Annotated in this window: 16 protein-coding genes, 1 pseudogene and 1 other annotated feature; of the genes and pseudogenes, 16 read left to right on the top strand and 1 reads right to left on the bottom strand. The window is 35.3% G+C overall.

What is annotated here, in order from left to right:
• The 3 genes and pseudogenes from C1H58_RS05310 to radC all read left to right on the top strand — a co-directional run bounded on the left by C1H58_RS05310 (window position 1) and on the right by radC (window position 2,843).
• Complete coding sequence (locus tag C1H58_RS05310; RefSeq protein WP_165545558.1) at window positions 1-1,269, top strand: bifunctional folylpolyglutamate synthase/dihydrofolate synthase; 1,269 nt, start codon at window positions 1-3, stop codon at window positions 1,267-1,269.
• Between the two features lie 197 nt (window positions 1,270-1,466).
• Window positions 1,467-2,165 carry a prepilin peptidase gene (locus C1H58_RS05305; RefSeq protein ID WP_165545557.1) on the top strand — a complete coding sequence of 233 codons (699 nt, stop codon included), beginning with the start codon at window positions 1,467-1,469 and terminating at the stop codon, window positions 2,163-2,165.
• Window positions 2,162-2,843, top strand: a pseudogene (gene radC / locus C1H58_RS05300) (RadC family protein). Before C1H58_RS05305 ends, radC begins: the two are co-directional and overlap by 4 nt.
• 40 nt (window positions 2,844-2,883) lie before the next feature.
• On the opposite strand, the gene C1H58_RS12340 reads toward radC, so the two are convergent.
• Entirely contained in the window at window positions 2,884-3,045 is a 162-nt protein-coding gene (locus C1H58_RS12340; RefSeq protein WP_235433175.1) for a hypothetical protein, read from the bottom strand.
• 172 nt (window positions 3,046-3,217) lie between these two features.
• Here C1H58_RS12340 and C1H58_RS05295 point away from each other — a divergent pair, with 172 nt between their 5' ends.
• The 13 genes from C1H58_RS05295 to tgt all read left to right on the top strand — a co-directional run bounded on the left by C1H58_RS05295 (window position 3,218) and on the right by tgt (window position 12,386).
• Window positions 3,218-3,694 (top strand): DUF4930 family protein, encoded by a 477-nt coding sequence (locus tag C1H58_RS05295; RefSeq protein ID WP_050330727.1) that lies wholly within the window; start codon window positions 3,218-3,220, stop codon window positions 3,692-3,694.
• A gap of 83 nt (window positions 3,695-3,777) precedes the next feature.
• Entirely contained in the window at window positions 3,778-3,909 is a 132-nt protein-coding gene (locus tag C1H58_RS12480; RefSeq protein WP_268768020.1) for a hypothetical protein, read from the top strand.
• Between the two features lie 334 nt (window positions 3,910-4,243).
• The gene (mreC, locus tag C1H58_RS05290) at window positions 4,244-5,080 is read left to right on the top strand and encodes a rod shape-determining protein MreC (protein ID WP_050330728.1); all 837 of its coding nucleotides are present in this window, start codon (window positions 4,244-4,246) and stop codon (window positions 5,078-5,080) included.
• On the top strand, window positions 5,080-5,595 hold the full coding sequence (gene mreD, locus C1H58_RS05285) for a rod shape-determining protein MreD (protein WP_050330729.1): 516 nt from the start codon (window positions 5,080-5,082) through the stop codon (window positions 5,593-5,595). The genes mreC and mreD overlap by 1 nt, the downstream gene beginning before the upstream one ends.
• A 35-nt stretch (window positions 5,596-5,630) precedes the next feature.
• Window positions 5,631-5,704 (top strand) — a sequence feature (ribosomal protein L21 leader region).
• Window positions 5,705-5,715: 11 nt separating this feature from the next.
• Window positions 5,716-6,024 (top strand): 50S ribosomal protein L21, encoded by a 309-nt coding sequence (rplU, locus tag C1H58_RS05280; protein ID WP_016425278.1) that lies wholly within the window; start codon window positions 5,716-5,718, stop codon window positions 6,022-6,024.
• 2 nt (window positions 6,025-6,026) lie between these two features.
• Window positions 6,027-6,347 (top strand): ribosomal-processing cysteine protease Prp, encoded by a 321-nt coding sequence (locus C1H58_RS05275; protein WP_050330730.1) that lies wholly within the window; start codon window positions 6,027-6,029, stop codon window positions 6,345-6,347.
• A gap of 10 nt (window positions 6,348-6,357) precedes the next feature.
• Window positions 6,358-6,642 (top strand): 50S ribosomal protein L27, encoded by a 285-nt coding sequence (gene rpmA, locus C1H58_RS05270; RefSeq protein ID WP_014613716.1) that lies wholly within the window; start codon window positions 6,358-6,360, stop codon window positions 6,640-6,642.
• Between the two features lie 152 nt (window positions 6,643-6,794).
• Window positions 6,795-8,084 (top strand): GTPase ObgE, encoded by a 1,290-nt coding sequence (obgE, locus tag C1H58_RS05265; protein ID WP_165545556.1) that lies wholly within the window; start codon window positions 6,795-6,797, stop codon window positions 8,082-8,084.
• 25 nt (window positions 8,085-8,109) lie between these two features.
• Window positions 8,110-8,553 (top strand): ACT domain-containing protein, encoded by a 444-nt coding sequence (locus C1H58_RS05260; protein WP_165545638.1) that lies wholly within the window; start codon window positions 8,110-8,112, stop codon window positions 8,551-8,553.
• 12 nt (window positions 8,554-8,565) lie between these two features.
• A complete protein-coding gene (gene ruvA, locus C1H58_RS05255) occupies window positions 8,566-9,171 on the top strand; it encodes a Holliday junction branch migration protein RuvA (protein WP_050330733.1) in 606 nt (201 codons plus the stop codon).
• Window positions 9,172-9,187: 16 nt separating this feature from the next.
• Window positions 9,188-10,186, top strand: coding sequence for a Holliday junction branch migration DNA helicase RuvB (gene ruvB / locus C1H58_RS05250; RefSeq protein ID WP_165545555.1), 999 nt, complete (start codon window positions 9,188-9,190; stop codon window positions 10,184-10,186).
• A gap of 17 nt (window positions 10,187-10,203) precedes the next feature.
• Window positions 10,204-11,229, top strand: a complete 1,026-nt coding sequence (queA, locus tag C1H58_RS05245) for a tRNA preQ1(34) S-adenosylmethionine ribosyltransferase-isomerase QueA (protein ID WP_050345539.1) — start codon at window positions 10,204-10,206, stop codon at window positions 11,227-11,229.
• Window positions 11,230-11,246: 17 nt separating this feature from the next.
• Window positions 11,247-12,386 carry a tRNA guanosine(34) transglycosylase Tgt gene (tgt, locus tag C1H58_RS05240; protein ID WP_050330735.1) on the top strand — a complete coding sequence of 380 codons (1,140 nt, stop codon included), beginning with the start codon at window positions 11,247-11,249 and terminating at the stop codon, window positions 12,384-12,386.
• Window positions 12,387-12,397: the final 11 nt, after the last annotated feature.

The following is a 12,397-nucleotide window of genomic DNA, read 5'->3' as shown; positions in this document are numbered from 1 at the left end:
ATGAATTATCTAGACAGTTTATATTGGATACATGAAAGAACTAAATTCGGTATTAAGCCTGGCGTAAAACGTATGGAATGGATGCTCGAAAGACTGGGAAACCCTCAACACCGTATTAACGCCATTCATATTGGTGGGACTAATGGTAAAGGCTCTACTGTAGCATACATGCGTGAAGCATTAATGAAAAACGATTACCAAGTGGGTACATTTACGTCGCCTTATATAGAGACTTTCAATGAACGAATTAGTTTAAATGGTATACCCATTACGAACGATGAAATTGTAGCATTAGTTGAACGTGTTAAACCTGTAAGTGAAGCAATGGACAAAGAAACTGAATTGGGTGTAGCAACTGAATTCGAAATTATTACAACGATGATGTATTTATATTTCGGAGCAGTACATCCTGTCGACTTTGTTATTGTGGAAGCAGGCTTAGGTGTTAAAAATGATTCTACAAATGTTATCCAACCGCTGATTAGCATCTTAACGAGTATTGGTTTAGACCATACCGATATTCTTGGACAAACGTATCTTGACATTGCTAAAGACAAATCTGCAATCATAAAAGCCAACACCCCAATTGTTTACGCGATCAAAAACGAAGAGGCTTTAAAACTTTTTCGCGATACAGCAGAGAGACTGAACGCAAAAGCATTAGAATTTGATCGTGATATTTTAATTAAGTCTGAAGGGGATGAATTTACTTATCGCTATAAAGACTATGAATTAGAAAATCTAGCGCTTCATATGCTTGGAGAGCATCAAAAAGAAAATGCCTCACTCGTCATAACAGCTTTGATAGAATTATATGAGCAAAATGTCATCAATTTGGATTTCAACAAAATGATTGATGGCATTGAGCAAGCTTATTGGACAGGTCGTATTGAGCAAGTTTCAGAAGAGCCACTCATCATTATTGATGGTGCACACAATAAAGAAAGTGTGGATGCATTGGTCGACACAATCGAAAAATATTATGATTTAGAAAAAGTAGATGTATTATTTGCTGCCATTGAAGGCAAACCCATCCATCATATGCTTGATGCTTTTCAAAATATTGCTAAGCATATTTATGTCACAGGGTTTGATTTTCCAAAAGCTTTACCGAAACAAACATTATATGATGAAGTTGAGTTCGGAAACAAATCGATCGTGGATGACTTTGTCGCATTTATTCGCGAATATAAAGGTGAGGCATTACTTATTACGGGTAGCCTTTATTTCATTAGTGAAATTAAATCTAAAATTGCATTTAACGCATAAAAATAAGCCATTTCATAGCAGGTTAATGTGTATTGCCTGTTTATGAAATGGTTTTTTCAATTTGCTTAGTTTAGGTACGCTATATTTCATTTTTGCAAATTTGACCCTTGAAATAACGACACGCTATAATGATGACACTCAAATGTTGACGCCTAGAGTTGACACGTTTCGTAAATTCTTAGATACGAGGTGCTTAATTGCAGTATTTTACGCTATTTCTTGTTGGCTGTATTTCTATGAGTTTTTTACTCCAATTTGCCGAACATCCTAACCTGAAAATAAAGCATTTAATTAAAAGGTCACGATGTATCCATTGCTTTCATCAACTTAAAATGACGGATCTCATACCGATAGTTAGCTTCGTACTTTTCAGTGGACGTTGCCGCTATTGTAGCCAGCCAATTCCTAGATCGCTTTTAATTGGAGAATTACTGGGAGGGATATTGCTCGTCTATCCTACAATCTTTCCTATTTATGTATCAACTGAAATATTTTATGCAGTTGGACTGATTGATTTACATAGTATGATTGTCCAACATCGCTTTTTAGTTTTACTTTTTGTTCTTTTGCTTTATTTATCGCATCACCTCTATGTTGATTTACAACATGTTATTTTATTTTTATCACTCTTTTTTATAGGCCTCATTCAAAACCATTTAATCGGTTTTGGTGATATAAAATTATGCCTTGTGATGATTTTCTTTTTCCCAATGCCTTTTTTATATTTGTTTTTAGAGTTGATTTTTCCAGTCGGATGTTTCTTTTACCTGCTCACACTTTTATTAAAATCAAAAATGACACATTGTATACCATTAGTTCCTTCTATATTTGTATCATTTATATTGATCACCTCGTTTTATCCTCACTTAATTAATTTTTACGGAGGTATTCTATGACAAGAATACGTGATTTATCAATTGATGAAAAACCTAAAGAACGTTTAATACAATTTGGTAGTCAAGCATTATCCAACACTGAACTACTAGCAATTTTAATAAATACAGGGAGCAGAGGGCAATCTAGTATAGATATTGCTTCTAATATATTGTCTCAATGCCAGTCACTGTCACAAATCAAGAATTTATCTTTAGCAGAATTGGAATCATTTGAAGGGATTGGGAGAAATAAAGCTGTCACACTTTTATCTGTATTTGAAATATGCCAGCGGTTAGCACAAGAAAAAACACGTACACTATCAGAACCAATACGCACACCACAACAAATAGCGGAACGTTTTTATCCCAAGTTTAATGGATGTCATCAAGAGCATTTTGTTCTTATTATATTAAACACAAAGCATCAAATTATTCACGAGCAAACTTTGTTTATCGGTACATTGAATAGTGCAGTCATTCATCCAAGAGAAATTTTTAAAACAGCTTTAAAATGGTCGGCGCATGCCATTATTGTGCTACATAATCATCCTTCTGGAGATGTTACGCCATCTAAAGCAGATATTGAAACGACTAAAAGACTGATTGGATGTGGAGAAGCGATGGGGAATTGATGTGCTTGATCACATTATTGTAGGGGATAGCAACTATGTATCTATTTTAAGCGAGATTGACTTATAAAGACAAAAGGCTCATGCAACATTGCATGAGCCTTTTGTTACTAAAGTTGAAAATTTCCAATAAGCCACGTACCAAATTTATAACATAAATATAAGGCTAATACAACTAATCCTACTTTTATTAGAAATCTTATTATTGTAATACTGACTCTGAATAGCAAAACGATCAATAATATAATTAAAAATAATGTGAGAATACTCATCAATGTCACTCCCTATATCTCTATAATAATCATTTTGTATGAAAATAGCATCATTCTAAAGTTATATTTATTTCATGCTTAAGATGGATGCTAAAATCAAATAAAGCCATTATAATGATAATACAATGAATGAAGTAAGATGAATATAATGAAAATATAGTGGAGGGCATGCATGCGGATTTTTAAAAGCTTATTCAAACTACTCATGGTTGTCTTTTTATTTTTAGCCCTCGTTTTTACTGCATTAAAGTATTTTCCTCAGATTAAAAATGAACCGTGGAATCCAATGAAAGATAAAGAAGTTTATCAAACGGTTGATAATGAAGGATATGAAATCCCAGTGAATGGTCGAAAATATGTTCAACAAGAAAATGACATGTTTAGAAATGTTCCCAAGAGTCAGATGAGAAATGTTTTTAATTGGGTAGATAAATACGAATTTATGCAAGTCAATGATATGTCTCGTCTTGGTTATGATCAAGAATATTTAATAGCTGAAAGAGATTCCCAATTTATTTTGTACCGTTTCGGTGAGAAGAATATGCGAATTTACACAACGGAGCACGATTTGTATGACGATTTAAATCAGCTTGGGCATCCGATATCTTTGCAACCCTTAGAAGCTTATCAGCAAGATGAAGCTGATTAAAAGTTCTCGATGGTAGCAAGTTTGAAAACAGAGTCTATTTACGTTAGGCTGTGATTGTGAAATCTCATAGAGGAGTGGTAAAAATGAAAACTAATCATGCAAAACAACAAAACGAGCAGCGAAAAGCACAAAGATTATTTTCTGAATGGCGTAAAAATGAAATCCTCTACAAAGAAGATCAAGAGGATCAACATTCAAAAGGGCAACGTCAGTAAGAATAACTACAGGTCAATCTTCAGTTAACTGCATGAGATTTTAACTATCATTTTGTAACTCAGTGATAAGTTATCACATTCTAATTGAGAGATACGCCGAAAGGGTAAGCTTAATGCCTTACATTTTCGGCGTTTTTTGTTTTAGACGTACAAATACATGTGACCTTTGCTTGAAATAGACCAATTTTAATTTGAAAATCATAGTATCATTCAAGTTATCATATTCGAAAATCATAATGATGTTATTACAACACACCCTTGTACTTTATTTACTAACAAGAGTAATATAAAATAGGAGCAGTAATATATTTACATATAATATGAGGTGTTGAGGTTGTCCAATTTTTTTAAAAACAACAAACTCGTTGTGTTGTTTTGTGCACTAATACTTTTTATCGCTTTAGTTGGATTATCTATCAGATCAAATACCCAATCGGTTCCTGAACAATATGCAAGTGATACCATTTCTTTCGGGCAACGTATTTTCTCTTATCCAGTCCAATTTGTAGCGGGATCTATTACAGACATATTCCATAAAAGTGAAGCGCCTACAAATAAAGAGAAACAATTACAAGCTGATAATGAACGACTTAAATCAGAAAATAAAAAACTCAAAAAAGAACTCGATATGAGTGATATTTCAGAGTATGAGCCTATTTCAGCAGGTGTGATTGCACGCCAACCGGATCAATGGTTAAATACTGTTGTTATTGATAAAGGAAAAAAATCTGGTATTAAAGAAAATATGGCTGTTATGACAGCCAATGGTTTAGTCGGTCGTGTTGCGAAAGTGAATCAATTTTCGTCACAAATCAATTTAATTACAACAAAGGGGCGTACTAACCGTTTATCAGTAAATATCCAGCATGGTTCAGATGAGGTGTTTGGCTTAATTGATCGCTATGATGATAAAACAAATCAACTTATTGTTAGTGATATAGATAATAATGAAGATATTAAAGAGGGCGATAAAGTTGTAACGAGTGGTTTAGGGGATCAATTGCCTAAAGGACTTTACGTAGGTGAAGTCGAAAAGGTTCAAAACGATCAATATGGTTTATCAAAGCAAGTTTCTATTAAGACGGGCGCAAACATGAATCATTTTTCTCATGTTTATATAGCTAAAAGAGATCCTAAAACAGTGATTAACGATAAGGGTGACAATTCATAATGAAATCGATTTATTATGTACTTATAGGCTTATTGATGTTTTATCTAGATACGTTGCTTACCTTTTTATCACCGATTACAATAGGTCACTTTTCATTTATATTAGTGCCACATTTGAGCTTTTTATTTTTAATGATTATTGCGATTTATAAAAATACAAGTACCGCATTAATTTTAGGTGTCTTATTAGGTATTATGCAAGATTTATATTTCGGTCAAGTTTATGGTGTTTATTTATTCGGTTACATTGTGTCCATACTCATTGCCGATAAATTCTTAAAAGTTTTTTTCAGAGATCATACAATGCTCTATGGCATGATTCTACTCGGCGTGATATTCTTAGAAATTTTTGTCATGGTTATCTATAGTCTATTAGGATTAATTGATTTAAATATGTTTGGATTTTTAGTTTTCCGTATCTTACCTACATTGATACTGAACAGTCTTTTATTAATCTTTATGTATTTCATTTTTAATCGCTTCATAAATCAATTAAGTACTATTGACACGAAGTAATACGAATGGTATGATTCAGTAGTTGAGTAGTTCATAGCTACATACAACCGCTCAAATATAGGTTTTAAGTACAAAATGTCACCTATATATGGCGTGGCTTATAATTAGGAGGTGCAAAGTATGTTTGCTATTATTGAAACAGGTGGAAAACAAGTAAAAGTTGAAGAAGGTCAAGAAATTTACGTTGAAAAATTAAACGTAAACGAAGGTGACACTTTCACTTTTGATAAAGTTTTATTCGTCGGTGGAGACAACGTTAAAGTTGGCGCTCCTACAGTTGAAGGCGCAACTGTCACTGCAACTGTAAACAAACAAGGTCGCGGTAAAAAAATCACTGTATTTACTTACCGTCGTCGTAAAGATTCAAAACGCAAAAAAGGCCATCGTCAACCATATACTAAGTTAACAATCGATAAGATTAACGCTTAATTATGATTAATGTTGACATTAAATTGAATGACGAAGGTCAGATAACAGATGTCATAATGGACGGTCATGCGGACTTTGCTGAGCATGGTCAAGACATTGTTTGCGCTGGTGCTTCAGCAGTAGTTTTCGGTAGCGTTAATGCTATTATCGGACTTACTGCAGAAAGACCAGATATTGATTACAGTGATGACGGTGGATATTTTCATGTGAGATCTGTTGATACATCAAATGAGCAGGCACAGTTGATACTCCAGTCAATGTTAGTTTCTTTACAAACAATTGAAGAAGAATATAATGAGTATATTAAATTAAATCTGAAGTGAGGTGTAACTCATGCTTAAATTAAACTTACAATTTTTCGCATCTAAAAAAGGGGTAAGTTCTACTAAAAACGGACGTGACTCAGAATCTAAACGTTTAGGTGCTAAACGTGCAGACGGTCAATTCGTTACTGGTGGTTCTATCTTATTCCGTCAACGTGGAACTAAGATTTACCCAGGTGAAAACGTAGGTCGTGGTGGCGATGATACATTATTCGCTAAAATCGATGGCGTTGTTAAATTCGAACGTAAAGGTCGAGACAAAAAACAAGTTTCTGTATATGCAGTTGCTGAATAATTTGTCAAATTTTGACACCAGAAGGTAACTTCTGGTGTTTATTTTTTATATTGATTAAACTAAAGATAATGATAGCTTCAAAATGAGAGTCAAACGTAAAGTAAGAGACTTACGTTTAAAATAAAACAAAAAATCGAAAAAGAGGTGAAAATATGTTTGTAGATCAAGTTAAAATATCATTAAAAGCGGGTGATGGCGGGAATGGTATTACGGCATATCGCCGGGAAAAGTATGTTCCTTTTGGAGGGCCAGCCGGTGGTGATGGCGGGCGTGGTGCGTCAGTTGTTTTCCAAGTAGATGAAGGATTGCGCACGCTCATGGACTTTAGATATCAACGACACTTTAAGGCTAAAAAAGGCGAAAATGGTCAAAGTAGTAATATGCATGGTAAAAATGCAGAGGATCTTGTTTTAAAAGTGCCGCCTGGAACGATTGTCAAAGATGTTGAAACAGAACAAACATTAGCTGATTTAGTGGAACATGGGCAAAGTGCAGTTATCGCAAAAGGAGGCCGTGGAGGTCGTGGTAACTCACGCTTTGCGACGCCTAAAAACCCGGCACCAGATTTTAGTGAGAATGGTGAACCTGGCGAAGAAATAGAAGTGACGTTGGAACTTAAGCTTCTTGCTGATGTGGGTCTTGTTGGGTTTCCAAGTGTTGGGAAATCAACACTGCTTTCAATCGTTTCAAAAGCGAAACCGAAAATTGGCGCTTATCACTTTACAACCATTCAACCTAATTTAGGTGTTGTTGTTACGCCTGACCAACGTAGTTTTGTTATGGCTGATTTACCAGGTTTGATTGAAGGAGCATCTGAAGGTGTCGGTTTAGGACATCAATTTTTAAGGCATGTTGAAAGAACAAAGGTAATTGTGCATGTGATTGATATGAGCGGTTTAGAAGGCCGTGATCCTTATGAGGATTATACGATTATCAATCAAGAGCTTAAAGCTTATGCCCAGCGATTAGAAGAACGTCCACAAATCATTGTTGCCAATAAAATGGATATACCAGAAGCGCATGACCAGTTGGAACAATTTAAAAAGAAACTTAATCAACCGGTTAAAATCATTCCAATTTCATCATATACACGTGAAAACATTGATCAATTACTTTATGAAATAGCGAATACACTTGATAAGGTCAAAGATGTTGATTTTTCTGCGACAGAAGAGGATATCGGTGTCAATCGTGTTGTTTATAAACACACACCTTCACAAGATCAATTTAAAATTACGAGAGATGATGATGGTGCTTATGTCGTAAGTGGTAATGCGATAGAACGTATGTTTAAAATGACCGACTTTAATAGTGACCCAGCAGTGCGACGTTTCGCTAGACAAATGCGTTCAATGGGTATCGATGACGCTTTACGTGAGCGTGGTGCAGAGAATGGTGATATTGTACGTATTCTTGGAGGAGAGTTTGAATTTGTCGAATAATGAACAGGAGGCGCCTAATGCGCGTATGAAACATCAATTTTATGTTATTCGTGAGGATGTTTTACCTTACGTCGTGAAGCGTGTACTACAAGTAAAATCCTCATTAAAAAATGACCCATCACTGACAATCCAAGAAGCAGTTGATATGCATGATTGTTCACGCAGTGCATTCTACAAATATAGAGACACTATCTTTCCATTAGATGAAGTTCGTAAACGTACAGAAGCTTATACCATTATTTTATTTGTTATTGATAAGGTTGGAATTCTGGCAAGTATCCTTGAAAAATTGTCAGAGCTTCAACTTTCTGTGCTCACAATTCATCAAAGCGTCCCTATTAATAATAAAGCATCCATTACACTGACATTAGATGGGAGTAAAGCGAAAATTAATCCCTATGAATTAATTAACACATTAAGACAAATGGAAAATATTTATAATGTAGATATTATCGGAATGAATTTATAAGGAGTAGTTACGATGTATGCATATATCTTTGGGAATTTAACGGCACTTTATCCAACTCACATCATCATTGAGACAACATCGGGTGTGGGATATGAAATTCAGACCCCAAACTCATATCGTTTTCAAAAGCATCTTAATCAATCTATTAAAGTTTATACGTCGTTAATTGTACGAGAAGACGCTCAATTGTTATACGGCTTTATTGATGAAGAAGAAAAAGATATGTTTTTAAGTTTAATAAAGGTGACTGGAATTGGTCCTAAATCTGCATTAGCTATTTTAGCAGCGAGCACGCCTAATGAAGTTAAACGCGCAATTGAAAATGAAAATGATGCGTATTTAACAAAATTTCCGGGAATCGGTAAAAAGACAGCACGCCAAATTGTACTAGATTTAAAAGGTAAAGTGGTCATTACCGAAACGAACGATGAAGACTTACTTTCGAATGCAACGGGTACTATCGAAACATCTCACTATGCAAAAGAAGCGCTATTGGCGTTAGAAGCATTAGGCTATTCTAAGCGTGAGTTGAAAAAAGTTGAAAAGGCGATGCAAAGTGAAACTTTTGAAAGTGTTGATATAGCAGTTAAATTTGGATTGAAACAATTAGTTTCATAAAAAAGGAGTGAGTCAAATGGAACAAGATCGAATGATGGATGGCCATGAGCAATCTGATGAGCAAGCTTTTGAATTGTCATTACGGCCAGATCGGCTAAGACAATACATAGGTCAAAGTACAATCAAATCAAATCTTGAAGTTTTTATTCAAGCGGCTAAAATTCGTGAAGAACCACTTGATCATGTCCTTCTCTTTGGCCCTCCTGGTTTGGGTAAAACGACACTTTCACATATTATCGCGAATGAAATGGGCGTTAATTTACGTACAGTTTCTGGGCCGTCCATAGAGAGACCCGGCGATTTAGCTGCTATTCTAACTGGTTTACAACCTGGTGATGTTTTATTTATTGACGAAATACATCGTCTAAGTAGCGTTGTGGAAGAAGTATTATATCCGGCTATGGAAGATTTTTTTATTGATATTATCGTTGGAAAAGGCGAGGAAGCGCGTAGTATACGTATCGATTTACCTCCGTTTACATTAGTCGGTGCAACAACACGTGCAGGGAGCTTGACGAGTCCTTTACGTGACCGATTTGGCGTCCATTTGCGCTTAGAATATTATTCTGAACAAGAACTGGCACAAATTATTATACGGACTGTTGATGTATTAGGCACAGCTATTGATGAAGAAAGTGCTATAGAAATTGCAAAAAGAAGTCGTGGGACACCTCGTATCGCTAATCGTTTATTAAAACGAATACGGGATTTCCAACAAGTAAATGAAGATGACATGATCTACATTGAGACGACAAAACGTGCATTGCACCTATTACAGGTAGATGAAGAAGGTCTAGATTATATTGATCATAAAATGATGGCTTGTATTATTGAGCAATATCATGGTGGACCAGTAGGATTAGATACGATTGCTGTTTCAATCGGAGAAGAGCGTATTACGATTGAAGACGTATATGAACCTTTTCTCATTCAAAGAGGCTTTTTAGAGCGTACACCAAGAGGGCGTAAAGCGACACACCAAGCCTATGAACATTTTAAATATACGAGTCATTAAATAGAGGAGTTACTACTTTGAATATTGAAGAATTTGATTATGAATTGCCAGAGTCGCTCATCGCACAAACACCTTTAAAACAGCGCGATCAAAGTCGTCTGTTATATTTGAATCGACGAACTGGCGAGACTGAAGACTTACATTTTAAAGATATTACACGTTTTTTTGAACAAGGTGATACTCTTGTATTAAATGATACAAAAGTGATGCCGGCGCGTTTATTTGGTGTTAAAGAAGAAACACGAGCAAAAGTTGAAATGTTAATGTTGACTCAAATTGAAGGTGACGACTGGGAAGTGTTACTTAAACCAGCGAAACGGATAAAAGTAGGGCAAACTTTGAGCTTTGGAGATGGAAAGATCATTGCTACTTGTATGAAAGAACTCGATCAAGGTGGCCGGATTATGCGCTTGCATTATGACGGTATTTTACAAGAGCGACTTGATGAATTAGGCGAAATGCCACTTCCTCCATATATTAAAGAACGATTAGACGAAAAAGATCGTTATCAAACCGTTTATGCAAAAGCATCTGGTTCAGCTGCAGCACCGACTGCAGGTTTACATTTTACAGATCAGTTGTTACAACAAATTCGTGAAAATGGGGTTAATATTGCATTTATCACACTTCACGTAGGATTAGGTACATTTAGACCTGTGAGTGTCGAAAATATCGATGACCATGAAATGCATAGTGAATATTATCAAATGTCTCAAGAAACAGCAGATTTACTGAATAAGACTAAAGCTAAGGGACATCGCATCATATCTGTAGGTACAACCTCTACAAGAACACTAGAAACTATCCGTCAAAATCATACGCAATTTGTTGCTTCTAGTGGATGGACGGATATATTTATTTATCCGGGTTTTGAATTTAAAGCGATAGATGGCTTGATTACGAATTTTCATTTACCAAAATCCACTTTAGTGATGTTGGTATCTGCTTTTAGTTCGCGACAATTTGTGCTTTCGGCATATCGTCATGCAGTCGCTGAAAAATATCGATTTTTCAGTTTTGGCGATGCGATGATTATTATTTAGTTTGAGAGGAGAATACTATGCCTGCAGTAACTTATGAGCATATTAAAACTTGTAAACAATCTGGTGCAAGATTAGGTATTGTACACACACCGCACGGGTCGTTTGAAACACCTATGTTTATGCCGGTGGGTACAAAAGCTACAGTTAAAACGATGAGCCCAGAAGAATTAAAACAAATGAATACGAAAATTTTATTAGGAAATACCTATCATTTATGGTTACAACCTGGAAATGATATTGTTAAAAAAGCAGGGGGCTTACACCAATTTATGAATTGGGATGGTCCTATTTTAACGGATTCGGGTGGCTTCCAAGTTTTCAGTTTGAGTAATTTGAGAAAAATAACCGAAGAAGGTGTAGAATTTAGACATCATACGAATGGTTCAAAACTCTTTTTATCTCCAGAAGATTCTATAAAAATACAAAATGATTTAGGTTCGGACATTATTATGGCTTTCGATGAGTGTCCACCTATGCCAGCTGAGTATGATTATGTGAAAAATTCTATTGAAAGAACAACTAGATGGGCAGAACGATGCTTACAAGCACACCAACGTCCGAATGATCAAGCCTTATTTGGAATTATACAAGGAGGAGAATACAAAGATTTACGTCAACAATCAGCGGAAGAACTCGTTAAACTGGATTTTCCAGGATATGCGATAGGTGGTTTATCTGTTGGCGAGCCAAAACCTGTCATGTATGAGATGGTCGAATTTACTGAGCAATTTATGCCTAAAGATAAGCCACGTTATTTAATGGGCGTAGGTTCTCCTGATGCATTGATTGAATGTAGTATCCGTGGTATGGATATGTTTGATTGCGTATTACCGACACGTATTGCACGTAATGGAACATGTATGACTTCACATGGACGTGTTGTTGTAAAAAATGCGCAATATAAAGATGATTTTAGACCGTTAGATGAAAATTGTGATTGTTATACGTGTAAAAATTATTCACGCGCATACCTAAGACACCTCATCAAAGCGGATGAAACTTTTGGGATTCGTCTTACCACTTATCATAATTTGCATTTTCTGTTAAAATTAATGGAGAACATTAGACAAGCCATTCGAGAGGATCGTCTTTTAGATTTTAAAGAGGAATTTTTCGAACAATATGGCCTCAATGTTGATAATCCGAAAAATTTCTAGATAGGAGCTAT

Origin of the sequence: Staphylococcus sp. 191 (genome assembly GCF_011174885.1) — a bacterium.
In the GTDB taxonomy this organism is placed as follows: Bacteria; Bacillota; Bacilli; order Staphylococcales; family Staphylococcaceae; genus Staphylococcus; species Staphylococcus coagulans.
This window is presented reverse-complemented; position numbering and strand designations above follow the sequence as displayed.

Coding starts and splice junctions, on each gene's coding strand:
- ruvB (WP_165545555.1), top strand. CDS start 9,188: ATGGAACAAGATCGAATGATGGATGGCCATGAGCAATCTGATGAGCAA.
- ruvA (WP_050330733.1), top strand. CDS start 8,566: ATGTATGCATATATCTTTGGGAATTTAACGGCACTTTATCCAACTCAC.
- C1H58_RS12480 (WP_268768020.1), top strand. CDS start 3,778: ATGAAAACTAATCATGCAAAACAACAAAACGAGCAGCGAAAAGCACAA.
- mreD (WP_050330729.1), top strand. CDS start 5,080: ATGAAATCGATTTATTATGTACTTATAGGCTTATTGATGTTTTATCTA.
- C1H58_RS12340 (WP_235433175.1), bottom strand. CDS start 3,045: ATGAGTATTCTCACATTATTTTTAATTATATTATTGATCGTTTTGCTA.
- tgt (WP_050330735.1), top strand. CDS start 11,247: ATGCCTGCAGTAACTTATGAGCATATTAAAACTTGTAAACAATCTGGT.
- rpmA (WP_014613716.1), top strand. CDS start 6,358: ATGCTTAAATTAAACTTACAATTTTTCGCATCTAAAAAAGGGGTAAGT.
- obgE (WP_165545556.1), top strand. CDS start 6,795: ATGTTTGTAGATCAAGTTAAAATATCATTAAAAGCGGGTGATGGCGGG.
- C1H58_RS05310 (WP_165545558.1), top strand. CDS start 1: ATGAATTATCTAGACAGTTTATATTGGATACATGAAAGAACTAAATTC.
- rplU (WP_016425278.1), top strand. CDS start 5,716: ATGTTTGCTATTATTGAAACAGGTGGAAAACAAGTAAAAGTTGAAGAA.
- C1H58_RS05295 (WP_050330727.1), top strand. CDS start 3,218: ATGCGGATTTTTAAAAGCTTATTCAAACTACTCATGGTTGTCTTTTTA.
- C1H58_RS05260 (WP_165545638.1), top strand. CDS start 8,110: ATGAAACATCAATTTTATGTTATTCGTGAGGATGTTTTACCTTACGTC.
- C1H58_RS05275 (WP_050330730.1), top strand. CDS start 6,027: ATGATTAATGTTGACATTAAATTGAATGACGAAGGTCAGATAACAGAT.